Raw genomic sequence first — 24,878 nt, 5'->3', positions numbered from 1 at the left:
GATTCAGGAAGTCCTTATTGAAGAATATTTCAGGACACAGAGTTGCGATAAAGTTTTTTCGGATTGAAACTGTAAAAAGCGCCACACGCTTACCTGAAGGTAAGGAGAAAACACATGATCCGTTATTGTATTGCCCTGGCCGGCCTGACATTTGCACTGACACAGGGTGCCTCCGCCGCCACCCGTGAAGAACAGACGCAGGCCTGCAAGGGCGATGCGCTTCGCCTGTGCGCGCTGGCCATCCCCAATGAAGCCAAGATCACCGCCTGCATGCAAAAGAAAATCGACAAACTCTCCCCCAAATGCCGCGCGATGTTTACTCCCCTCCCCCAGGCAAAAAAAGCTCCCGCTCCCAAGCCGAAACAAAGCTGATCTCTTGGTCGGAGAAGGGTTTGACAGATCCGTGATTGCGAAATCGTACATTTTCGCAATCCCTCCCGCGTCCGTGACTGGTTTCCGTCCGGCAGACTGGATATGGTGCCATCAGTGATTTTTAAGAGAAAACTGACATCATACCGCAGCCGTCAGGATCGGCCCCGACAGGTCTGGTGTCTTTTGCTGGACAGACCGGAACCATGACCCGACAGTACGATCGCCGCAAAGTAACCCTCAAGGACGTGGCAGCACAGGTCGGGGTTTCCCACACAACGGTCTCCAACGCCTATATCCGCCCCGGCCAACTATCGGCCGCCCTGCGCGAAAAGATCCTCGCCGCCGCGCAGGAGCTTGGATATACCGGCCCGGATCCGGCCGCCAAGCAACTCGCCACCGGCCGCGCGGGCGCTCTGGGCTTCCTGTTCAGCGAAGACCTGCCCTACGCCTTCACCGACCCCGCGATCCTGAGCGTTCTCAACGGTGTCGCCCGGTCCTGTGACGATCTGGAAACCGATCTCGCCCTGATTTCCGCGGGTAGTAATCTGCGCAACCGCACCGCACCCGTCTCGCTCGGCAACGCCGCAGTGGACGGTTATATCCTCTATTCCGTCGCTCCCGACAGCCGCTGTGTCCTCATGGCCCAGCAGCGCAATGTTCCGCTCGTCGTGGTGGACCAGCCCCGCCTCGATGGCGTGCCGTATGTCGGGATCGACGATCGCGGCTCCGCGTATCGCGCCGCCAAAACCCTTCTTGAACTCGGACACCGGCATTTCGGCATTCTGTCGCTCAAAACAGCCCATGACGGCTATTTCGGTCCTCTGACGGCAAAACGACGCGCCAATATCGCTCACAGCACCATCGCCATGCGCCTTGAAGGCTATCTTCTGGCGCTGCAAGAAGCGAAAATCGCTCCCGAAGACGTCCCGGCATGGGAAATCCCCATCAATTCCGAAGATATGGGAGCGGAAGGCGTCCGCCATCTGCTGAACCGCGCCCAGCGCCCGACCGCTATCCTCGCCATGAGCGACCGCGTCGCCATCGGTGCCATGCAGACCATCCGTGCGCTGGGCCTGAACATCCCGCAGGACGTCTCGATCTTCGGCTTCGATGACATCCCGGCCGCCGAAGGCGCCGATCTGAGCACGATCCGCCAGCCTCACGAACGCAAGGGGACGGAAGCCGTACGCCTGCTAAGTGCGGCCAGCGGCAGCGAGAATGTCATCCTCGACACCGAACTGGTCCTGCGCGGCAGCATCGGCCCCGCCGCGCCCTGACCAGACGGCGACGTTTCAGTTCCGAAGTGCGGCGGGCAGGTCGCTGAAAGACCCGATCCGCAGATCCGGGTCCAATGCCGCGCACTGAGTGGCCGATCCGTGGCCGTAACTGGCCCAGCATGAGGCGATCCCGGCATTGCGGGCGAACTGGAGGTCGGCCACGGTATCGCCCACCATCAAAAAGTCCGAGCGCTGCTGCTTCGGAAACAGCGGCACAATGCGCTCATCCATCACGCGCGGGTCAGGCTTGTGCGGAAAATGCGGTTCGGACGCCACAACACCTGAGAAGAACGGCGTCAGGCCAAAGCGCGCGATGCTCGCACAGACAGTCGGCGCGTGTTTGTTGCTAAGAATGGCGAGGATGGTGCCCTGCTCTTTCAGTGCGGCCAACGTGTCCACCACCCCGTCGAACAGGACCGTCTCTTCCTCGTCCGCCGTCGGGTAGAACGCCCGGTAATGACGCACGAATGCCGCCGCATCCTGCTCGTCGCTTTTGGGAACGATCGCCTGAAACAGCGTCTGGAGCGTTCCGCCCCGCGTCAGTTCCTGTTTGAGCGCGTCCGATGTGGGCGCGGAGACGCCCACGGCATCGAATGCCTCTTTCAGGCTGCGAAGAATGGCCGGCTGCGTTTCCGCCAGCGTGCCGTCATAATCGAGGAGGAGGATCGGAAAACGTGTCATGCTCTCCTTTTCCCCCGCCGCGCGCCGGAAATCCACCCCCAGAGGCGCAGATCCGAAACGCTTATCGCCCGCCTGCCGCAAGAAGTGCTTTGATCCCCGGCAGGATCGCAATCAGCAATCCTCCCGGCGGTTGCGGGGCATGGGCGGAGGCCAGCATACTGGCCGAATTCTCAAACGCCGCGTCCTGATCCTGAAGCAGACGGGCCGCATCCATCCGCCATGCCGAGCCACTCCGCCCGTTCAGAACATTCAGCCCGGCGTGGGACAACTGCCCTACAGCGTGCGAGACGGGCACCACGGCTTCAAGCGCCGGAATTCCTTTCGCACTTGTCACGAACGCCGCGTCATTATCGGCCCAGCGCTGAAGCATCTGCCGCAGCGGGCCTGCCAGCGCCGTCTCGCCCTGCGCATAACGCTCCGCCATCGCATTGAACTGGGTCGCCACAAACGAATCAGGCTCCGCGACTGCCACAGGCGCCGACAGCATGGCCTCTCCGGTGGGGGCTGCAAGATGGTTGAGCGCATAATTGCGGACAGGAACCGTCACATCCGTCAGCACTGCCAGAGGCTCTGAACGTCCCGGCACCATGGCTTCACGCATGGCATGACGATGCTGCGTGGCCTGCAGTCCCGTCGCTTCAAGCTCAGTCATCACGACCGGCAAACGGCGCTCCAGATCAGGAACATCCCGCACGTCCTGCGCGGACCAGAACCGCTCGGCCAGTGCCGCCATCCGGGGCCAAAGCCGTGAATCGAGCATCGGTTCGGACACCATTTCCGCCCAGAGCGTCCCTTCCGCTCCCAGCACCAGCTCTTTCTGTGCGTCATCCAGCGGCGGGGCGCTCACGTCCAGTTCAAACGGCACGGAGAACTCGGGGTGCTTCGGCGGGAACTTCGCCAGTTGCTCGGGCGTGATGCCATCCGCCCGCGTATCGAACGGATCGACCGCATAATGCGTGGCGGCAGGACGCAGAAGATCGAGATAATATCCCGCCGACACCACGACCGGATGCCCGGCGCGCGTGGCCGATCCCGTCCATTTCGACGCGCGCCACGGCTCGACAACCACATTTTTCGGGATCGGGGCCTCACTGACCTCGTCCCATCCCATCATCACATGTCCCTGCGAGGCAATCGTCGCCGCGACCTGCCCCGTGAACGCAGCCTGAAGCGCTGCGGCGGTTTCGTAGCCATGCGCCTTCATATAGGCCGCAATCGCCGGATTTTTCGTCCACTGGGAGGACACGACTTCATCGCCACCCGCATGGATATAGCGGTCCGGGAAAAGGCGACCCATCTCGCCATACAGAACCCGCACGAAGCGCAGCGTCTGCGGATTGGTCGGGTCGAGGGCCGCGTTATTGAGGTTCAGCCCCTTGGTGCTCATATCCGGCAAAGGCTGTGCCGCCAGTTCCGGATAAGCGCGCACGATGGCCAGCGCATGCCCCGGAACGTCGAATTCCGGCACAACACGAATACCGCGATCAGCCGCATAGGACACGACCTCCCGGATCTGCGCCTGCGTATAATACTGGTCCGGGGCGGTCATGGCCTGAAGTTGCGGATATGCCCGGCTCTCGACCCGAAAAGCCGTTCCGTCACTCAGATGCCAGTGCAGGACGTTGAGCTTGACCAGTTCCATCGCATCGAGCTGACGCTCCACGGTTTCGACCGTATCGAAATGCCGCGACACGTCCAGCAGCAGACCGCGCCACGCAAACCGGGGCGCATCCTCGATATGGATCCGCTCGACAACCGCATCATCCGGCGTAGTACGGACAAGCTGAAGCAGCGTCGCCAGACCGTGAATCACACCCGCCGGACCATCCGCCTCCAGCCGCGCGCCCTTGGCCGCCGTCGTGAGCGCGTAACGCTCCTTTTCATCCACACTCAGATAAGCCCGGTCGGGCCCGGCGGACACATGCAGCACATACGGCTCACCCTGCCCCGTAGGCCCGGCGATGGCAGCAAGACGCGTCGTAAACCGTGCCGCCGCCCGTTGCAGCAGGGGAGAGGGGCGTGTGTCCCACACGATCTGCACCCCGCCACCGATCGGCGCCACACCATTAGGCACCGAAACGCTCTGCGGAACGGGCAGCAGACTCTCTTCCGCCCGCGCCGCGCCGGCAGAAATCCCCGCCAGAACGCTTCCCGCAAGCAGCAGCCCCACTGCGCCACGAACCCTGCGGCGAACGATCCGGCCGCGTTGTGAAGCTGTCTGCGTCATCTGAAGCTGTCCCTGAGTATGAATTTCAGTGCGTATCGGGCGCGGGAGGACGCGCATCGAGCATCAGCTCCGCATCCCCGGCAGACAGCGCAATACCATAGAACGTGTGATAGAAAGAACGGATAGACCGGATCATCGCAGGCCGGTCCACCTGTCCGGTCTGAACGATCTGCCGCGACCACAGAACCTGAAGCAGAAGCTCCGGCCCATAACGGTCCCACGGAAACAACCCGGTCGGATTGCGATAGACGCGCCCGGACTGTACGGCCTTGATCTTCGACCAGACCGGGTCCTGCGTCAGCGTCGCCGGATCGCCCGCATTCGCGCCAATAATGACGATATCCGGGTTCCAGGACAGGACCTGTTCGATCGAAACAGGCTGTTTGTTCCCATGAATGCCCTGTGCGGCATTCCGTCCGCCCGCACTGCGGATCCACTGATCAATGATGCTGGCGTCACCATCCACCCTGAGCGGCTTGAGGGATTCCACATGCAGCACAAGCGGCCCCTGCGGATTGGTCGGAGCCTGCGAGACGGCCTGAAGAAACGCCAGACGATAGGCCTGCGCCCGCTTTGTCGCCAAAGGCGTCTGAAGCAGGGTCGCGGTTCCGTCCACGCAGTCGAGCATCGAATCAAACCGGTCGAACCCTTCAGGCACCACGCTCAGCCCCGCCCGCCTCAGGGCATCAGCGGAATGGCCCGAAGCCGTCACGAACACCAGATCGGGATGCAGCGCCAGAAGCTCTTCCGCATTCAGATTGCCGGGGTCCAGCGTCTCGGCTCTGGACAGCGACGGCACCAGCTTGAACATCCAGGGCAGCATCGCCGGGCGCGCCACGGTTCCCACGATCTGGTTCTGCGCCCCCAGCATAATGAGCATCGCATTATGCGCGTACCAGCCTTCCACGATCCGGGAGGGAGGTGCCGCGTAGGCGGCCGGCCCCGGCAGCGCAACCGCACCCAACAAAGCCGTCCCCAGAAATGTCAGGGCCGAAAACCGCTTCAGGGTCCGTGACAATGTCAGTCCCAATGTCATTTCTCGTTCCTTTCCTGATGGAAAAAGCGGTTTCCGGCATGATCCATCTGCATCAGAGGCACCCCATAAAGCGCTGACATCCGTTGTGCCGTCACGACATCCTGTGGCGGCCCGTCCGCTTCGATCCGACCATGATCCAGAACCAGAACCCGGCTGGCACGCGCATAAAGCTCTTCCGGTCGGTGCGACGTGAGCATAACAAGCCGCCCCTCCCGCGCAAGTTCCGCCAGCAGCGCCATCAGACGCAGCTGATACCCGTAATCCAGACCCGCCATAGGCTCATCCAGCAACAGGCCCCGTGCATCCTGCGCAATGGCCCGTGCCAGAACGACCCGCTGACGCTCGCCACCGGACAGTTCCGTGACGGGACGATCGGCAAAACGCTCCAGCCCCATCCGTTCCAACGCCGCCGCCACGGCCCTCCCGTCCTGCGAAGACAAACGCCCCATCAGGCCGGAATGCGGCACCCGCCCAAGCTCCACCATCCGCCGCACTGTATAAGGAAACGTCGCCACATGGCTTTGCGGCACATAGGCCAGATGCCGCGCAATGGCAGAGGCAGGCCACGCCCCCAGAGACCGCCCCTGAAGAAAGACTTCTCCCGTCGAAGGTGCGAGAAAGCCCATCAGAAGCCGCAGCAGCGTACTCTTACCCGCACCGTTCAGCCCCAGAAGCCCGACCAGTTCGCCTTCCCGCAACGAAAGATCGATATCCTCCAGCACAAACCCGGCCTGCCGTGGCTGGCGGAAACCAAGATTGCGACACGACAGTAACGTCATGCCATCCCACCCCGCAGGCGCCGCAGAACCAGCACGAAAGCCAGAGCGCCGAACAGTTGCGTGACGATCCCAAGCGGAACCTCGCCCGTTGTGAGGCTACGCGCACAGGTATCGGCCAGCACCAGCCCACCGGCCCCCAGCAGCGCCGTCACCGGCATCATGTTCCGGTGCTCCGCCCCGACGAGCAGGCGCGCCACATGCGGCACCAGAAGTCCAATCCAGCCGATGATCCCGGCCATTGAAATCGTCATGGCGCAGGCCAGTGTTGCCAGAACGATCAGCGCCGGACGCATCACCCGCACGGAAACACCCAGACTGCGCGCCTCGTCATCCCCCAAAGACAGCACGTCCAGAACAGGCGCGCACAGAACAAGCGCCATCGTCAGAACAATAAGCGGGCCAGACACCCACGCCAGTTCGTGCCACCCACTCGGCGCCAGACTGCCCAGAAGCCAGTCCACAATGGCCGGAAGCTGATCCATCGGATCGGCCAGGTATTTTACCAAAGACAGCAAAGCCGTGAAAATCGCATTCCCGATCAGGCCACCCAGAAGCAGGGCCAAAACCCCACCCCCCGGCAAGGTTCTGCTAATCAGCAACCCACACCCAACCGCCAGCAACCCGCCCCCGAACGCGCCCATCTGCACCACAAACGCCGATCCGCCACTGACGATCGCAAGCGCCGCGCCAAACGCCGCACCACTCAGCACACCCAGCAGATCCGGCGAAACCAGCGGGTTCCGGAACACCGCCTGATAGGTCGCGCCGCCACAGGACAATGCGCTTCCGACCAAGAGCGCCGCCAGAATACGCGGCAACCGCGCCTGCATCACCACCACCTGCGCAAGCGGGTCAACTCCGGCAGACAGATGCAGCAAATGCCCGAACACGCCCAACACCCGCAGCGGTGACAGCGGATAACGCCCCAGACAAAGCGCGCACAACACGCTCAGAACCACGCCTGCCAGAGCAAGGGAACGGATCAGGGCAGGACGGACGAAAATGGCAAACCCTCTCGGCAGAACAGCAGACGAGACCTGCCGCAGGAAAACCATAAGCCAAGCCTTCCCGCGCCACCAGAACCCCTTGCGCGACGACGTCAGGCCCTGATCCACGCCCATAACCTGCACTTAAAGTGCATCATAAGCATAGGATTTTTTGGCACTCAGTGCCATAATAATTGTCATAAAATAGACTTGCTTCCAAAGGACATGTAACAGGATTTCAAACACTCTCCCCAGTATCGCCTGTTATCATCAGTGAGATCCCGGACAGGGAATACTGCAATCCGGACTGAAACAGTCCCGCTTTTACGCTGAAATGACCGAAAACCTGTGTTATTTTCATGACTCTGATTGCATTTATTTTAGGAAACGCACGGTTTTGAGATAGCGCAATCTTCCCTTTCATGGTCCGGTGCCTTAGGTTGCACGCAACAGCCGCCTTTTGTGGCAAATGATTTCAATCCTTCCGGGACAGTCCAACCATGCTCAAACGGATAGCTGCCGCTGTCATTGGCCTTGGTGCCGTGGGAGGCATCGGCTTTCTTGCCTATGCCTGGTACCCCGCCATCGCTCCGATCCCCCGGCCCGCCGCATCGTCGTTCTCCGCTGACGCCATCAGCCGTGGCGCCATCGTCGCGAATGGCGGCTATTGTGCGGAATGTCATACCCGCGTGGATGGCACCCCCGGCCCCGAACTGGCCGGCGACTTCAAAATGGCCACGCCGTTCGGCGATATCTTCTCGTCCAACATCACTCCGGACGAGCAGTGGGGAATCGGCAACTGGTCGCTGGCCGCGTTCAAGCGCGCCATGAACAAGGGCATCGCCCGCGACGGCTCCCAGCTCTATCCGGCGTTCCCGTTCGATCACTTTACGAAGGTCAACGATCAGGACGTCTCGGATCTCTACGCCTATCTGATGACGCGCCCGGCCATTCATCTCAAGCCGCGCGACAACACCGTTCCCTTCCCGATCAACATCCGCCTGATCGGTCAGGGCTTCTGGAAACTGCTGTTCTTCACGCCGGGCCGCTACCAGAACGACCCCAAGCATGATGCCCAGTGGAACCGCGGCGCCTATCTCGCCGAAGGTAACGAACACTGTGGTGCCTGCCATACACCGCGTAATCTTCTCGGCGCCGAGAAAATGAGCAAGGTCTATGACGGCGCAGTCATCGACGGCTGGATCGCACCGCCGCTGAACGACCACAACCCGACGCCGGTCGTCTGGACCGAAGACGAATTGTTCCAGTATCTGCGCTTTGGCGTGGCTCCGCTGCACGGTTCGGCCGCAGGCCCGATGTCCCCCGTGCCGCATCGCTTCCTGTCGAAAATCCCCGAGGAAGATGTGCGCGCCATCGCTCATTATTATGCAGATGTGGACAAGGCCGCACAGCGCAGCGGCGGCGATCAGGCCGCGATTGCCCGCGCCATGCACATGTCCGGCATCAACCTGACCGGCCCGCTGACGCAGGATCCCGATGCCCGTCTGTATCAGGCCGCCTGTGGCGCCTGCCATTACAACTCCGGCCCGAACCCCGTGCTCGGCCGCCCGGAACTGGCCCTGAACAACGCACTGTGGCTGGATGAGCCGAACAACCTCTATCAGGTCATGCTGCATGGCATCACCGCAGAGGAAGGTCAGGATCACATCTCGATGCCGAGCTTCTATTCCGGCCTGTCCGATCATGACATGGCCCGCATCGCCGCGTATCTGCGTCGCACACGCACCACGCTTCCCCCCTGGACGGATCTGGAAAAGAAGGCCGCCAGCGCGCGCGCCACGCTTGAAGCTCCGCCCATCACCGCTTCGCACTGATCCGGGCAGGACTGGGAATACAGGACATGACCACGAAATTTGAACTCAACGGACAGCCCGTTACGGTCGACGCCCCGGCAGACACCCCCCTGCTCTGGGTCATCCGTGACGACCTGAACATGACCGGCACCAAGTTCGGCTGCGGTATCGGCGAATGCGGTGCCTGCACCGTCCATGTCGGCGGCCGCGCCACCCGCTCCTGCATCACGCCGCTTTCCGCCGTGGAAGGCGCTTCGATCACCACGATTGAAGGGCTGGACCCGGAAGGCAATCACGTCGTGCAGGTCGCCTGGCGGGATCAGCAGGTGCCGCAGTGCGGCTACTGCCAGTCCGGTCAGATCATGCAGGCCGCAAGCCTCCTGAAGGACTATCCGAACCCGACGGACGATCAGATCGACGGCGTGATGGGCGGCAGCCTCTGTCGCTGCATGACCTATATCCGCATTCGCAAGGCCATCAAGGAAGCTGCTTCCAAGCAGCAGGAAGGCGCCAACAATGGCTAAAATCGAACAGATTGCGAAAAAGAGCGACGCCGCGCGCCTCTCCCGCCGCAACTTCCTGATGACGGCCACTGGTGGCGGGCTGATGTTCGGTTTCGCCCGCAAGGCCGGTGCCGCCGTAACGCTGCCCTCCCCGATGCCGCCGGAAGCTGCGTTCGAGCCGAACATCTGGTGCGCCATCGCCCCTGACGGCGCGATCAACGTCAACATCGTGCGCGCCGAAATGGGCCAGCATGTCGGCACCGCGCTCGCCCGCATCATCGCGGACGAAATGGACGCGAGCTGGGACAAGATCAAGATTACCGAGGTCGACACCGCGCCCAAATGGGCCGGAAAGTATGTCACCGGTGGGTCCTGGTCCGTCTGGGACACATGGGACACCTTCCGTCAGGCCGGTGCCGCAGCCCGCAGTGTAATGCTTGAAGAAGGCGCCAAACTGCTCGGCACGACGCCGGAACGCTGCACCGTCAGCGAAGGCGTTGTTTCTGCTGGTGGCAAGAGCGTGTCCTTCGGCGACATCGTGGCCCGCGCCAAGCCGACCCGGACCTTCACACCCGAAGACATGGCGAAGCTGCCGCTCAAGCCGGTCGCGGACCGCCGCCTCATCAGCAAGCCGGTTCCGGCGCTCGACATCCCGGACAAAACGACCGGCAAGGCCATTTACGGCATCGACGTCAAACTGGACGGCATGGTGTATGGCCGCCCGAAAATGCCGCCGACGCGCTATGCCTCGAAGGTCGTCTCCGTGGACGACAGCGCCGCGAAGAAAATTCCCGGCTATGAGCGCTATGTGGTTCTGGACGACCCGTCCGGAATCGTTCCGGGCTGGGTCGTGGCGCTGGCCAAGACCTATCCCGCTGCGATCCGCGCCGCCGACGCCCTGAAAGTGCAGTGGAATCCCGGCCCGACGATCCATGTCTCCGAAGCGGACATTATCGAACATGGCCGCAAGCTGACGCTCAATCCGAAGAACGGCGCCTGCGTCTTCAACGACAAGGGTGTGGACGAAGCGCTTGCGATCCATCCCAATCAGGTCTTCGAACGCAGCTATACCTGCGCATCCGTCGCACATTACCAGCTTGAGCCGGTCAATGCCGTGGCGCGTCATATCGACGGCATGTGGGAAGTTCATACCGGCAACCAGTGGCAGTCCCTCATTCTGCCGCAGCTCGCCAAGTCGCTTCAGGTTCCCGAAGAGCAGGTCGTCATGCGCACCTATATGCTCGGCGGTGGCTTCGGGCGCCGTCTGAACGGCGATTACTGCATCCCGGCCGCTCTGGCTTCCAAAGCCATCGGAGGCGCGCCGGTCAAGCTGATCCTGACGCGCTCCGACGACATGGAGCTGGACTCCATCCGCTCCCCGTCCTTTCAGAACATCAAGGTCGCGCTCGACAACGATCGCAAAAAGATCACGACCATGGACTATGTCGCGGTCGCGGGCTGGCCAACCCAGGTCATGGCTCCGGCCTTCCTCGCCACGGCTGAAGACGGGAAGAAATACGATCCGTTCGCCATCGCAGGCGCGGATCACTGGTATGACACAGGCCCGACGCGCGTCCGCGCCGTCAGCAACGATCTTGCCAACGCTACATTCCGTCCCGGCTGGCTGCGTTCGGTCAGCGCTGGCTGGACGCCCTGGGCGCTGGAATGCTTCCTCGACGAGGTCGCTCATTCCACGAAGCAGGACCCGCTGGAATTCCGTCTGTCCATGTTCACGGCGCAGGGCCGTAACGCCGGTCAGGCTCCGAACTCCGTAGGCGGCGCCAAGCGTCAGGCCGCCGTGCTCCAGCGTCTGGCTGACAAGATCGGTTACGGCAAGGAACAGCTTCCCGACGATACGGCCATCGGCATCGCCACCAGCTTCGGTCAGGAACGCGGCATGCCGACCTGGACGGCCGGTGCGGCGCAGGTTCATGTCGATCGCAAGACGGGCGTCGTTACCTGCCAGAAACTCTGGCTGGTGCTGGATGCCGGAATTATCGTTGATCCGGGCGGCGCACTCGCCCAGACCGAAGGCGCGGCGCTGTGGGGCCTCAGCATGGCCATGTTCGAGGGCACCGAAATCGTCGATGGCACGATCAAGGATCGCAACCTCAACACCTACACCCCGCTGCGTCTCCCCGACGTACCGGAGATGGACATCGAGTTCGTCCAGAACACCGAAAAGCCCACGGGCCTTGGTGAGCCGGGTGTTACGGTTGTCGCGCCTGCCATTGGCAATGCGATCTTCAACGCCGTCGGCATCCGCCTGCGGCATCTGCCGATGCGCCCAGCCGATGTGCGCCGCGAACTGCAACAGCACCCACGCTAAGCCGTCAGCCAATCAGGAAAAGGCCGTAGCCCCAGCCGGGACTGCGGCCTTTTTCATACAGGACCACAGGCCCGAACCCGTCATCCGGGCAGGAGGGTCTTGCCAAGCCCCCCGAAAGTCGTGACAGACTGCAGTGTTCTGGACCCAATAGGCCCCGAACGATGCGCCGCCGGGAAAAGGACAAACTGTGAGCTGGTTTTACGAAGACCATGGCACCCGGAAGGGACCGGTGTCCGCAGACGGCATGAAAGCCCTCGTGACCGAAGGCATCATCGGGCACTCCACCCTGTGCTGGACCGAGGATTTCGGCGGTGAATGGCACCCGGCCGGAAGCTGCGTCTTCTGGCCTCCGCAACCCGAAGGCGTCCCTCCGGCCCTCCCGGCCAGCCTGATCTCGAACCGCTGGCTCTGGCTCAGTCTGATCGGACCGTTTTTCGGCAGCATGGCGGTCAGTGTCCTTCAGGGTTTCGGACTCGTCCCTGATTTCGCCAGCAATTTTGCATCCATGATCGTGAGCATCGGCATTTTCTACATGGCTCTCGTCATGGACCGTCGCAGCCTGCTCGCTGCCGGTTTTCGCCCCGGCACGATCCTGTGGATTCTGCTACCACCGCTTTATTTCTGGCGCCGCATCCAGAGTGTCGGACACGGCATGCTGCTCTTTTTCCTGTCGGTTCTGGTGTTTCTCTGCGAGTTCGTTCCCGCGCTCACCACGGGGTGGCACATCTTCCCGGATGTCGGCCTGTCGGATTACGTCTCCCGCCGCTACTACGAACTGTAAGGTTCAGCAGTACCGGCGGTAAAAAGCCTCGACACTACTGGCTGCCGTGGCGATCCGGTAACGGGACATATCCCACTGACGCGGCGCCGCAGCTTCAAGACGCCGCAACCCGGCCATCAGCGCCTCCAGACAACCGGACGGCAGCAAACATTCCGGTGCATCTGCCAGAATATCCTTCACCCCACCCGCCGCCGTCGCACAGACCGGCAACCCGGCCTCCATGGCTTCCAGCAGCACCAGCCCGAACGGTTCGTGACGTGAGGGCACGACGAACGCATCGAACGCGGCCAGAAGATCAGGCATGTCCGTGCGATAGCCGGTGAAAAGAATGTCTGCCCGGCCCTGCGCCGCTTTTTGCAGCGCACACCGCTCCGGGCCATCCCCGACCAGAACCAGCCGGGTCTCGGGTCTGAGACCGGCCTGTTTCCACGCCTTTATCAGAAGCTGGAAATTCTTTTCCTCAACCATCCGACCGGCTGCCCCGATCACGACCCCGCCCTCAGGAATCCGCCACTCAAGCCGTATCCGCTCCCGCAATGCCGCCCGACATGCCGCCGTGGAGTGGGGAGGAACCGTCCAGTTGGGGATCAGCGCACAGGCTTCGCGCTGTCGTTCCGGCAGAACATCGCGCTGCCAGGACGCGATACAGACCAGCCCGTCATGCGTGCCATAGCTGCGACCGCGATAGGAGGTATGCAACGTCGCAACGACAGGCACCGAGCCCGCAAGCCCCGCCCGGCGCAGCCAGCTCGCCCGGGCAGAGGCCCGCCCGAGATGGGTATGAACAATATCGTGCCGCCCGCTGCGAAGCTCCGCGGCCAGTGCGGGTAGATAACCTGCACGCCCAGCCCGCACGATTTTTACATCAGGACACAGAAACCCCTGAATGTCCCCGCCCGTGCGCGCATCGGTCGTCCTGCGTTCCAGAAGCAGCGTGACGTCATGGCTCCGCGCCTGAATGGCGGAGAGTTCCGCAAGATGTCGCTCCGTTCCCGCAAATTCCCGGGTCGAGAGACAATGCAGAATTCGCAGTCGGGATGTCACGCGCGTGTTCCTTGATGGGCGTGGCGAAGAAACCGGATGTCAGGAGTTCACCGCCCCCCGGCCGTGCCCCAGACGCCTTCAATGACCGGGCCACTACGGCTGGACATGCGCTGGAACGGCGGACGCGGCTGGCAGGCCACCAGATAAAGACCAATCGTAAAGAGAAGCTGGGAAATCGTCGTCAGCTGCGTCACCAGCCAGATGAAATCGGGCGCGCCCAGCCCCCGGAACAGCTGGTACCCCAGAAAGGCCAGAGACAGCAGCCGCATGGCCCGAAGCAGCGGACGCAGCGGATTGAGCATCCCGGGCCGCACCATCGGCGCGGAACGCCGCATCCCCAAAAAGAACGCCAGACTGACGCACCAGATCAGCGTACTGTCGATCATGTTGCCCAGACTGGCCCCGAACAGCAGCATCGGCAGCAAAAGAGAAAGCCCTTCCAGCATCAACGCCCCGAGCTGACAGCTCAGGCCGAGATGGAGCGGCGTCAGACGCGCTGGAAGACGATCCGCCAGAGGCTGGAACAGCCGGTCGAGCAGCCAGTCATCCACTTGGGCAATGCGTTCAGGTAAAGTCATCACACATACTTTATCCGCCTCTCCGCTCTGCTGCACATAATTTTTTCTTCATCCGGCCGTCAGATACAGCGCTTCAGACACGGGTTACACATGGTGGACAGAAACCGACGCAACAGCTTTACTCTTTTGTGAAGATACGTTTCTCCTCAGGAAAGTTCTGAACCAATGTCCGCACTCTCCCGTCTCTCCCGCCTGTCGCTGCTGGCAGCCACCATGCTTGCCCCTCCGGTTCTGGCGGGCGCGCATGCCGCCCCTGAAGCGGCACCAGTGGCGAGTGCCGCTCCGGCGACGGTCACGAGGGCAACACTGTCCAATGGATTGCGGGTCATCGTGGTGCGCGACACACTCGCGCCGGTCGTGCAGACCATGCTGAATTACGAGACGGGCTCCGTGAATGCGCCAAAAGGCTTTCCCGGTACAGCCCATGCGCTCGAACACATGATGTTCAACGGCTCAAAAACTCTCTCGCGCGACCAGCTTTCCACCATCAGCGCGCAGCTCGGCAACAACGACAACGCCGACACGACCTCTGACGTCACGCAATATTACTTCAAGGCCCCCGCCAGCGATCTGGACGTTCTGCTGAAAATCGAGGCCGGACGGATGCGCGGCCTGAACATTACCGAAGCCGAATGGGCGCATGAGAAAGGCGCGATCGAACAGGAAGTCTCGCGCGATCTCTCCAGCCCGATCTATCGCTATCTCTCGCAGATCCGCGCCGCCCTGTACGCGGGCACACCCTATGAACACGACGCTCTCGGCACGCGCCCGTCCTTTGACGCGACCACTGCTCCGCTGCTGAAAAAATTCTATGACACATGGTACACGCCCAACAACGCCGTTCTGGTCATCACCGGAGACGTGGACCCACAGGAAACGCTGAAAAAGGTCGAGGCCGCTTTCGGCAGCATTCCGGCCAACACCCTTCCCGAACGCGGCACCGTCTCCCCGACCCCGGCCAAGGCCCAGAGCATTTCCCTCGACACCGACCTGCCGATTGGTCTTGTGACGATGGCATGGCGGATGCCGGGACAACGCGACCCCGATTATGCGGCGACAACCCTGCTCGCAGACGCCATCAGCAGCCAGCGCGCCGCCCTGTTCGCCCTCGTGCCTGAAGGCAAGGCGCTGGATACGGGCTTCATGTATGATCCCGACGCACAGGCCGGGCTGGGCGTCGTGTATGCCGGCTTCCCCAAGGGGGCCAATCCCGACGGACTGCGGACGGCCGTTGCGGCCATCATGGAAAATTTCCGCACGCATGGCATCCCGGCCGAACTGATCGAAGCCGCCCGCCGCAAGGAAATCGCAGCGCTTGAGTTCAACGCCAACAGCATTTCCGGCCTCGCCGAAAGCTGGTCTCAGGCCGTTGCCATCCAGCATCTGAACGATCCGCAGGACATGCTCGCCGCTTTCCGCAGCGTCACGAAGGAACAGGTCGACGCGCTGGCGAAAAAACTGCTCGATCCGGCCCATGCCATCAGCGCGACCCTGACGCCAAGCGCTTCGGGCAAACCTGTGGGCCAGAAGGGCTTCGGCGGTGCGGAATCCTTCAATACCCCCCCTGCGGGCAAAGTCACCCTGCCGGACTGGGCGCAGCAGGCTCTTGCCCGTCTGACGATCCCTGCCGCAGCACCTCTGCCCACGACATACACGCTCCCCAACGGACTGCATCTTCTCGTCCAGCCCGAACATGTCAGCCATACGATCGAACTGATCGGCAGCATCCGCCAGAACGCGGACCTCGAACAGCCTGCCGGGCAGGAAGGCGTGGCAGACGTCACGCAGCAGATGTTCCTCTACGGCAGCAAAACGCATGACCGTCTGGCCCTCGCCCGCGCGCTCGATGACCTTTCGGCAGACGAAGAAGCCGGTCCGTCCTTCTCACTGAGCACGCTGACGCCGAACTTCGAAAAGGGCCTCGCCCTGCTGGCCGATCACGAGCTGAACCCGGCTTTCCCGGAAAAGGCCTTCCGCGTCACCCAGATGCAGGCCGCGCAGGCGCAGGCCGGTGAACTTCAGTCGCCCGGCTACCGTTTCGGCCGCGCCGCCCGCAAGGCGCTCGTTCCCCCGCAGGACCCGACCTTGCGTGAAGCCACGCCTGCCACGATCAGCAAGCTCACACTGGCGGACGTTCAGGCCTACTATGCCCACACCTATCGCCCGGACCTGACCACCATCGTCATCGTCGGCGACATCACCCCCGAGGCCGCAAAAGCAGACGTCGAAAAGGCGTTCGGCGGCTGGAAGGCCACAGGGCCCAAGCCTGACGTCGATCTGCCTGCAATCCCCCTCAGCCGCGCCTCTCAGGCCGTGGTCGCGGATCCGGGCCGTTCACAGGACGAAGTCAAACTCGTCGAGACCATCGGCATGAAAGTAACCGACCCGGATCGTCACGCCCTTGCCGTCGGTAACACGATCCTCGGAGACGGGTTCTCCTCGCGCCTGATGCAGGATCTGCGCGTCAAGACGGGCTATGTTTACGGCGCCGGAAGCGGTTTCAATTATTCCCGCACCCGCAGCGGCTTCGGCATTACGTTCGGCGCTGATCCGGACAAGGTCAGCAAGGCCCGCGCACTTGCCGTCAAGGACGTCGAAAACATGCGGACCACCCCCGTCTCGCAGGAAAGCCTCGACCTCGCCAAGGCGACCCTTCTGCGCAGCCAGCCCATGTCCCGCGCCAGCTTCAGCGCCCTGGCCGGAAGCTATCTGTCCCTGATCGCGCTGGACCTGCCGCTCGACAGTCAGGCCAAGGCCGCGCAGGCCATCTATGACATGACCCCACAACAGGTGCAGGCTGCTTTCCGCAAATGGGTCCGCCCGACCGATCTCGCCCAGATCGTCATGGGCCCACAGCCGAACTGAACCGGCTTTCAAACGAAAAAAGGCCGCGGAAGCAGTTCCGCGGCCTTTTTTATGAGGGTCGTCCTGAACGAGCGTCAGTCGATCAGGCCCTCGTCTTTCAGAACACGCAGCGCATACTGAATGCGGTGCCGGTACAGATGCTCGGCCTGCGTCCGCGCCTGCGCCTTGCGCGCCATCTTCACACGCAGTTCGTTGTTGTTGAGATAGGTCGCAACCAGTCGTTCGAAATCAACACGGTTCGAGAAAACCGGGATTTCATCAGCCGAATAATAACGACGGATTTCATGGGTGTCCTCATGGAACACCTGAAACGCCCCGGCCAGCGCAGCCTCGAAGGTCCGCGGCCCCGGCGTGGAAGGCGCAATGATGAAACGCTTGTTCTCGAAGCTCAGCGAGCGCCCCAGATTCAGCACCAGCTTGGACCGGCGATACAGCTCGACAAGCTGGGACTTCTCGATCCGGGCATCGGAGAACCCGATCCCCAGTTCCCCCCAGCCCGGCCCGACGATCTTGATGTTCAGATCCCGCAATGCTGGCAGAAGATTGCGGACGATATCCTTGCGATTGGTGAACGCAACACCACAGAACAGAACGTCGATCGTCTTTTCCGCATGATCTTCGATTTCGCCGTAATGCAGCTTCGGGCTCGCCGCCAGCGGCAGATGAAACACCCTCTCGCGCTGGTAGAAATTATGGCCCCAGCGATCACAGGAGAAAATCACATCGAAATCGTCGGCAATGCGATAGTTCGCATCCTGCTCATAGGGGTCTTCGGTCGCCCAGAAGACCGTGACGGCGCCGATCTTCTTCGCCTCTCGGCAAACCTCCCCGAAATAGGTGCTTTCAGGAAGATAGGAACCGATGGCAAAAACGATCGTCGGCTTGAGGAACCGGATGGAGCTGGCTGCGGCCGAGATATGAACGGCCGTGACATTTTCCTCACCAAAACAGTCCGCCCAGCCATCCATGATGGACTCGCGGATCTGCGTGTTGGCCTGACTTTCATACCGCCCACCGCTACAGACGAGCACCCGGCCGGTCATGCCGGCTGGTGCGCTATCCGTCACGCTGACGTTTTCGACGTCCACGACCGTATCATTCACTGCGTCCATAACCTTCCTGCTCTCCCCAAACTTCTAAAACCGGTCGTATCCGGTCCGTCATGCCATGCAGCTCTGAACAATCTCAGAGAGTGTCTGTCGGAAATCGGCCGGAGAACAGTCCCGCTCGACAGCCGCAAGGGCCCCGCTGCGCAGAGTCTCCCACAGTTCTCCGTCCCGATAAAGCCGTTCCACAGCCGCCGCGAAAGCCTGCGGATCATCCGCCGGAGCTGCCAGAATCTCGGCACCCTCAGCCCAGCCAAGCTGCTGTTGAAGCAACGTCGTCACGACCTGCGGCAGACCATAAGACGCTGCTTCATGGACCTTGAAGGGAATACCCCCCGCAAACCGCGTCGGCGCGACAAAAACCCTGTGCCGATCGAACAGCTCCCGCGGATCCCCGACAGGCCCCACGATCTCGACCCGGCTGTTTGTCGAAAAGACCGTCATATCCACATCCGGCCCGACAAAACCCGCAATCGTAAAATGGACATCCGGCGGCAAAACCCTGTCCAAAAGAGGCAGAACGCTCTCCACGAACCAGACAAGACTGTCATGGTTGGGGGCACCCTCGTCATGAATCGCGCCAAAGAACAGGATGTTGTGACGGTTCTCGAACGGGGCGGGGGTCGGCTGGGGGCTCAGCTCATGTCCAAGTACCGAGACATTCACACAACCCGCGCGGCGCGCCAGTTCGGCATCATGGGCCGTCACCGTCAGGACCTTCTGACAGAAACGGGCACAGTCCAGTTCCTGCTGAAGCATCTCGTCGAAACTGATCTCCGGAGCCGGAAGGCCCAGAATCCGTATCCGCTCCAGCGTCCGCGGCGTGGCAATCACCTCCGTATCCAGAACTGGTCCGGCGACCGGAAGATAGCGGCTTGATTCATTGAGCAGCGGCAGAAGGCGTTCCAGATTATGCGTGCGGCCGATCCAGACCAGATCGTAATATCCCACACGTTCCTGAATAAAATCGGCAAAGCTGGAAAAATTACGGTCGACGATCAGTTCCACCGTTTCGGGAAAATCCCCGAACAGGTCGATAGATGTCTGATCCCGCAGCAGAACGGGAAAAACCGTCACCTGATACCCAAGAGCCGTCATCTCGCGGATGATGTCGTTGGAGCGAACATACCCCGACCCCAGACGACGCAGCGGCAGACGATCCTCGATGAAAAGAATTCTCCTGCGCTGGCTGACGCGATGTTCACGGCCAAGCACGGCATTGCGGATATGGGCGGGCTGCTGATGCCGCAGGAAATCCTGTTGCAGACGCGCAAAGGTTTTCAGGTTACCGCGGATCAGGGCATGAGATCCGGCCGCACCTGAACTTCCGAATTCCAGATGCTCGATGACCACGCTCGGATCATAGACAATCCGCTTCCCAGCCTTGAGAATCCGCACACACAGATCCGCATCCTCAAAATAAGCGGGCATGTAACGCGGATCATATCCGCCAAGACGACGCAGTAGTGCAGTCCGCACCATCAGAAAAGCGGCTGAACAATAATCCACGTCCCGGACAAAATTGGCGCTCGTCAGGTTCGGGTCGTCCTCACGCAGATAGCCGTAGGTCGCTCCGTCCCGCCAGATGATCGATCCGGCTTCCTGAAGACGCATGTTTGTCCGGATCAGTTTGCCGCCGACAGCCCCGATATCAGGTTGCCCATGAAAGCGCTTCAGGGCATGCAGAATGGCATCGGGATAAAGGCGGATATCGTTGTTCAGATACAATGTAAGCGGCGCTTCCGCTTTTTCCAGCGCAAGATTACAGCCCTGAAGATATCCGATGTTATGCCTGAAGCGCAGGACCGTGGCACCACGCACCATCCGGCCGATATGGCGCGTCTGGTCATGAGAACCGGAGTCCACCAGGATGAGTTGAATATTTCCGCCATAGTTGGCACGCAGGGATGCCAGCGCCTGTGCCGTCAGGGCGATCCGGTCATAAACCACCATCAGCACACTGACTTCGGGCACGCCATGAACGGTGAAATCCAGCGGATGACGGACCAGAGACGGGAGGATGGCTTTGGCCTCACGTTCGAACAGCGTCCGGGACTGTTCCTCTGGAATGGCGGAAACAGCCGCAAGAGCCGCCATCCGACCCTCGCCCAGACCCGTGCGCCCCGCCACAAGATGGGCAAACGCGCTGTCATACAGACGATTGCGCACATCGTTGCGGACCTGCGTCTGCGACATATGGGCCGCAAGATCCACGCCTGCCTGCGGAATACGGCCTTCCTGCGCACCGTAACGGACGAAATGATCATAACCGTTACGAAAAAAACCATGCTCCAGCGACGGAAGGATGTCGGGATGGGCCGAAGCGTAGAACTGTTCGGAAAAGAACTCCTGAGGATCAAAAAGCCGGGGCGTTTCATTCGTCAGGTAATGATGAAGCGCGCTTGAATAATGCCCGGCGGCGATCTCCTGACGGACTTCGGGATAACGCGTCAGATACCACACCGGATCGAAATACCAGGACACGCGTCCAGCATCGGCAACATGCGCCGGCAGACCAAGCCAGGAGCCGAACAGGCCAATCCGGCTGTCAAAATGATCCGGAAATGTCAGCGCCAGTTCCCGGCAGAGTTCATCATCGAAGAAATAATGCCCCCGGTAGTAATGACTTTCGCCGATCTCAAGAAAATGATCGTAACCGTTGCGAAACCCGTTTTCGGCCAGAAAACGCTGTGTCAGCTCCGGATAGCGGCGGCGATAACCCGGTTCATCAAACAGCCAGTGTGGCGCGTGGGTTTTGTAACCCGTCGCGATATAGTGCTCAAACCCTGACGCCCACTCTTCACGGATGAGACCCTGACGCACATCCTTGTGGGTCTCGCGATACCACACCTCGTCAAAATACCGATTGGGAGAATGTCCGTAACGCTGGCCCGTCTGCTGATAGAACTCATACGGCCCCTCCTGCCCCTCTTCCCGCATCCAGTCCCGAACCTCGGGATAGCGCAACAGATACCACTGCGCATCAAAGCGGGACCATCTGGGGATACGCTTCTCTGACAGTGGCGCTGCAACACTTTCAGACATCAGGGGCAAGCCTCCCGCTCGCAGGTCAGGAAATGATCTTTGTCGCGAGAAGACGCTCGGCACGCTCGACGTCATGGGGTTGCACGTCCGTCCGTTCGACCGTCAGGACAGCCCCCTCGGCAAATGTCACGACGATATCCGTCATTCTCGATCCGTACACATCTCCCACGACGTTCACGAGAATGAAGCGATAGACACCGTCGAGCGGAAGCGCATAGCCTTCGCGCGGCAGGAACTCCCCTCTGAACCCGACGCAGAGAGGCGCGTCCCGGTGAACCTTGCCGACATCGGTTCGGGCTACCCGGTCCATCGCAAAGAAGATGATTTCCTCCCGACTTTCCGAAACCAGACCGCCATAAACCTGCCCGGCTCGGGACAGATTACGGAAGAATATCCATCCGCAGACCACCAGAGGAGATTCAGGATCGGAGGGAAGAGAGAGATCACCGATCAGCCCACTGAACTCGTCGATGAAATACTCCAGAGCACCCGCCGTGTACGGATGCATCGGGTGTTTGCCGACACCGGACAGTTTGACATTCCGCATCAGACCATCGCTGTGAGAAACACGATGGAAGTCAGACAGGACAAGATCGTTCGACGGAACACTGCGGGCAATGTCCCGGATCTGGCCGCCTTCAACCTCGATCTGAATCGGAGTCAACTGGAACGCACCCTGACCGTTGATCACATTGATCAGACCGACGCGGAAACACCCTTCACACCATTTGCCACGCAACGCGACCTTCCCCGAGAAACCGGCACGCCGGGGTGCATCGACGAAAAGCTCCGCGATATCGCCCCTGATTTCGCGTTGGCATTCCAGAAAAATCATCGGACTATCCGGATCTTCGCCGATCAGAACCGTGAACATCTGTCCGGCAGAACTCACACCGGGAAGGATCATCCAGCCCCGGATATGGAACTCGGACGCCCCCTGGAAAACGTCTTCCTCCAGACCGGAGAAAACATGATGGCAGATATCGTCGATGTAGCACTCCGCACCCTGCACGGAGAACCAGTCCGAAATCGCGACCGGCAGCTCCACAGACAGGTCACGGGCGGTCGGGGGGTCGAAAATATGACGCGGCGGAGCCTGATGACGCCATGATGCATGCGGCAGCAGGTGAACCTGCCCGGCATCCAGACGTAGCTCGGACACGCCCATTTCACGCCGCGGGGCCGTATCGTGATAAAGGGCGAGAAGCTCGTCCGCATAGTCACGCGCATGGGTCCAGAGCGCGGGCGTAATGTTCTGCATGATCTGACGGCGCAGCGGCTCGGAAGAACGCAGAAGCTCCAGACGCTCAAGCACCATGCTGGGACGGCTGATGGGAACCTTGAAACCGTTGACACCGTCTTCGACGCGGTCTCCCAGAGCCCCGACATCCGTAACGATGGGAATAAGCCCGTTCTGCCATGCTTCGGAGAGGGAAATGCAATATGTTTCGGGCCAGATCGACAGGTTCAGTGCGACATCCGCGACTTTCAGCGCATCAATGTCCCCCATGTCGTAACGGCCATAAATCTTGACATTCGCACGCGGGACAGCCGTCAGCACCGCCTCATATTCCGGGCTCAGATATCCGAAAATATGAAAAACGAAATGATCCGGATGCGCAATCTCGATCAGACTGAGGATCGTATCTGCACCCTTGGTCCGCAGGAAATTTCCGACAATCGCGACGCCAAGAGGGCGTTCCCCGAGAGGTTGATACGCTTTTCTCAGAACCGGAACCGTATTGTCCGGGCTCGGAATACCCATCACGAGGCTGCGCTTGCTATCGAGAACCGGATAGATCTCATGCGTCAGATTACGCGAATGAACCGTCCCGAACAGGATGGCATCAACCGAGTGCAGCATCTTCGCCACGAAGGCGCGGCGAGTCTGCTCCCCACCATGTTCCACATTTTCTGACGCCTTGAGGGTAATGTCAGCCGCGAGAACGGAACGAATCTCGTCTTCGACATAACGCAACTCATGGTTGAGCAGGTTATACCGTGCGGAGAGCAGCCAGAAATCATGGGCGGAGAAAATCACGCCCGTGCCATTTGCCTTGGCAATGATCGGCAGCGACAGGGCATGGTGGCCCAGATGCTGGAAATGGACGAGATCAATGTTGTACTGACTGAGAACGCTTGAAAACGCCATTTCTTCGGGCGCATCACACATCGCGTCCTGCCAGCCCACTTCCGGGACGTCAAAACGCTCCAGTTCGTGACCATTGGCTGTTGTCAGGCGGCAGAAGTTTCCGCGACGCAACCAGTAGAAATACTCTACGTCACGCGCCAGCAGCGTGCAAAGACCCTGCTGATAGACCTCCACACCGCCCCATGCTTGCTCATGAATTGTGGAATGTGTGCACATCAGCACCCGCAGCCGCCTGCGCCGGTGCAGCGGCGCAATCGCATGGGTGCGACGGCCAAAATCGGCTCCGGTAATACTGCGGATTTTCTCAAGTCGATGTTCGTAAAGATGCTGCGACAGAACCGACTTCTGCGCGGCCAGCGCAGCATTGCGACGCGCGCCTTTCTGCTTGAGCAGCTTTGCGATGGCAGCCACAACCTGATTGGCATCCCGGGCCAGTTCAATGCCATTCACTGTCTCGAAATGGGCGGCGTCCATACTTTCCGGAGCTTCCACGACCTGCGCCGCGCCCGCCAGAGCGAGTTCGAAGAAACGCGGGCCGGGCGCCGTCGCCTGACTGACCTCGCCATGGCTCGCGTAATCGCGGAACATGGTCAGAGTAACGGCGCTGACATTCGCGAAATCTATGAAAGCCTCATGGCTGATAGGACGCTGAATGGCGAGAGCCGCCAGATCGGCTGGCAGAGGCGGCAGGAACTCGTTGGTCGGACAGACCAGCTTGAGCCGGGCATCGGGGAACGCCGCAATGACCTTGCGCAGGGTATGGACGCGATTGGGCCACATCGTCCCCGCAAAGAAAATATCGTATTCCAGAGCGTCAGCGGGAAGCACGCTCCGTTCATGGATCGACGGGCTGGCAGCCAGGGGAAGGTAATGTCCCTTGCCATGATAGTATTCGGCGCAGGACGGGTCATTCGTGAAGACAAAGTCAAAAAGCTCGGCATTCTCGACATTGAAATCCCGCATGAAAGGATCTTCAAACGTCCAGAGGATCATGGTTTTGAAAGCAGGACGGACCCGACGGATCAGCGGAAGATTGATGCGCTGGGCGTCCAGACAGATCAGGACATCATGTCCACCTGAAGCGGCGATCCCCGCAAGGCTCATGTTGTCTGCAACCGCGACATTGTCTTTGCCGAAAAGCGCCTGAGCCGCCCGCTGTACGGCCAATGTCAGATAGGAATTGGGATTGTGGGTATAGTTCGTGTTGTAAATGACCGCCATCAATCTCCTGGGCGCTGACGCCCACTCCCATATTCAATATTGGCCAGCCGTCCGGATTTCAGCAGAGCATGCCTTCCGTTTA

17 protein-coding genes are annotated in these 24,878 nt (G+C 60.9%); 7 read left to right on the top strand and 10 right to left on the bottom strand.

All coding sequences use genetic code 11. The features are described 5' to 3' along the window. The first annotated feature begins 114 nt into the window (after positions 1–114). A complete protein-coding gene (locus HKD28_RS06545; protein WP_194267619.1) occupies positions 115–372 on the top strand; it encodes a hypothetical protein in 258 nt (85 codons plus the stop codon). Between the two features lie 203 nt (positions 373–575). Next, complete coding sequence (locus HKD28_RS06540; RefSeq protein WP_099286334.1) at positions 576–1,649, top strand: LacI family DNA-binding transcriptional regulator; 1,074 nt, start codon at positions 576–578, stop codon at positions 1,647–1,649. A 15-nt stretch (positions 1,650–1,664) separates the two neighbouring features. Here the strand turns inward: HKD28_RS06540 and HKD28_RS06535 are convergent, their stop codons facing one another. From HKD28_RS06535 to HKD28_RS06515, 5 genes are all read right to left on the bottom strand, one after another. Further along, complete coding sequence (locus HKD28_RS06535; protein WP_194267618.1) at positions 1,665–2,330, bottom strand: HAD family hydrolase; 666 nt, start codon at positions 2,328–2,330, stop codon at positions 1,665–1,667. Positions 2,331–2,391: 61 nt separating this feature from the next. Next, entirely contained in the window at positions 2,392–4,557 is a 2,166-nt protein-coding gene (locus HKD28_RS06530; protein WP_194267617.1) for a family 20 glycosylhydrolase, read from the bottom strand. 25 nt (positions 4,558–4,582) lie between these two features. Further along, the gene (locus tag HKD28_RS06525; protein ID WP_194267616.1) at positions 4,583–5,593 is read right to left on the bottom strand and encodes an ABC transporter substrate-binding protein; all 1,011 of its coding nucleotides are present in this window, start codon (positions 5,591–5,593) and stop codon (positions 4,583–4,585) included. Next, the gene (locus HKD28_RS06520; protein WP_194267615.1) at positions 5,590–6,372 is read right to left on the bottom strand and encodes an ABC transporter ATP-binding protein; all 783 of its coding nucleotides are present in this window, start codon (positions 6,370–6,372) and stop codon (positions 5,590–5,592) included. Before HKD28_RS06520 ends, HKD28_RS06525 begins: the two co-directional genes overlap by 4 nt. Further along, positions 6,369–7,427, bottom strand: a complete 1,059-nt coding sequence (locus HKD28_RS06515) for a FecCD family ABC transporter permease (RefSeq protein WP_194267691.1) — start codon at positions 7,425–7,427, stop codon at positions 6,369–6,371. Before HKD28_RS06515 ends, HKD28_RS06520 begins: the two co-directional genes overlap by 4 nt. Before the next feature lie 431 nt (positions 7,428–7,858). Here HKD28_RS06515 and HKD28_RS06510 point away from each other — a divergent pair, with 431 nt between their 5' ends. From HKD28_RS06510 to HKD28_RS06495, 4 genes are all read left to right on the top strand, one after another. Beyond that, positions 7,859–9,193, top strand: a complete 1,335-nt coding sequence (locus tag HKD28_RS06510; protein WP_194261710.1) for a cytochrome c — start codon at positions 7,859–7,861, stop codon at positions 9,191–9,193. A 26-nt stretch (positions 9,194–9,219) separates the two neighbouring features. After that, positions 9,220–9,696: a (2Fe-2S)-binding protein gene (locus HKD28_RS06505; RefSeq protein WP_062031771.1), complete on the top strand. Its 477-nt coding sequence runs from the start codon at positions 9,220–9,222 to the stop codon at positions 9,694–9,696. After that, entirely contained in the window at positions 9,689–12,004 is a 2,316-nt protein-coding gene (locus tag HKD28_RS06500; protein ID WP_194267614.1) for a xanthine dehydrogenase family protein molybdopterin-binding subunit, read from the top strand. Before HKD28_RS06505 ends, HKD28_RS06500 begins: the two co-directional genes overlap by 8 nt. A 187-nt stretch (positions 12,005–12,191) precedes the next feature. After that, on the top strand, positions 12,192–12,785 hold the full coding sequence (locus tag HKD28_RS06495; RefSeq protein WP_194267613.1) for a DUF4339 domain-containing protein: 594 nt from the start codon (positions 12,192–12,194) through the stop codon (positions 12,783–12,785). Between the two features lie 3 nt (positions 12,786–12,788). Here the strand turns inward: HKD28_RS06495 and HKD28_RS06490 are convergent, their stop codons facing one another. Beyond that, positions 12,789–13,829, bottom strand: a complete 1,041-nt coding sequence (locus tag HKD28_RS06490) for a glycosyltransferase (RefSeq protein ID WP_194267612.1) — start codon at positions 13,827–13,829, stop codon at positions 12,789–12,791. A gap of 47 nt (positions 13,830–13,876) precedes the next feature. Next, on the bottom strand, positions 13,877–14,407 hold the full coding sequence (locus HKD28_RS06485) for a hypothetical protein (protein WP_194267611.1): 531 nt from the start codon (positions 14,405–14,407) through the stop codon (positions 13,877–13,879). A 165-nt stretch (positions 14,408–14,572) separates the two neighbouring features. Here HKD28_RS06485 and HKD28_RS06480 point away from each other — a divergent pair, with 165 nt between their 5' ends. Then, positions 14,573–17,272, top strand: coding sequence for a M16 family metallopeptidase (locus tag HKD28_RS06480; protein WP_194267610.1), 2,700 nt, complete (start codon positions 14,573–14,575; stop codon positions 17,270–17,272). A 74-nt stretch (positions 17,273–17,346) separates the two neighbouring features. Here the strand turns inward: HKD28_RS06480 and HKD28_RS06475 are convergent, their stop codons facing one another. From HKD28_RS06475 to HKD28_RS06465, 3 genes are all read right to left on the bottom strand, one after another. Next, positions 17,347–18,315 carry a CgeB family protein gene (locus HKD28_RS06475; RefSeq protein WP_194267690.1) on the bottom strand — a complete coding sequence of 323 codons (969 nt, stop codon included), beginning with the start codon at positions 18,313–18,315 and terminating at the stop codon, positions 17,347–17,349. A gap of 117 nt (positions 18,316–18,432) precedes the next feature. Continuing rightward, positions 18,433–21,423, bottom strand: a complete 2,991-nt coding sequence (locus HKD28_RS06470) for a glycosyltransferase (RefSeq protein WP_194267609.1) — start codon at positions 21,421–21,423, stop codon at positions 18,433–18,435. Positions 21,424–21,448: 25 nt separating this feature from the next. Beyond that, on the bottom strand, positions 21,449–24,796 hold the full coding sequence (locus HKD28_RS06465; protein ID WP_194267608.1) for a glycosyltransferase family protein: 3,348 nt from the start codon (positions 24,794–24,796) through the stop codon (positions 21,449–21,451). Positions 24,797–24,878 lie beyond the last annotated feature (82 nt).

The organism is Gluconobacter cadivus (assembly GCF_015244745.1).
Taxonomy (GTDB): Bacteria; Pseudomonadota; Alphaproteobacteria; order Acetobacterales; family Acetobacteraceae; genus Gluconobacter; species Gluconobacter cadivus.
Note: the sequence above shows the minus strand (reverse complement) of the source record. Positions and strands in the feature narration are given on the sequence as shown.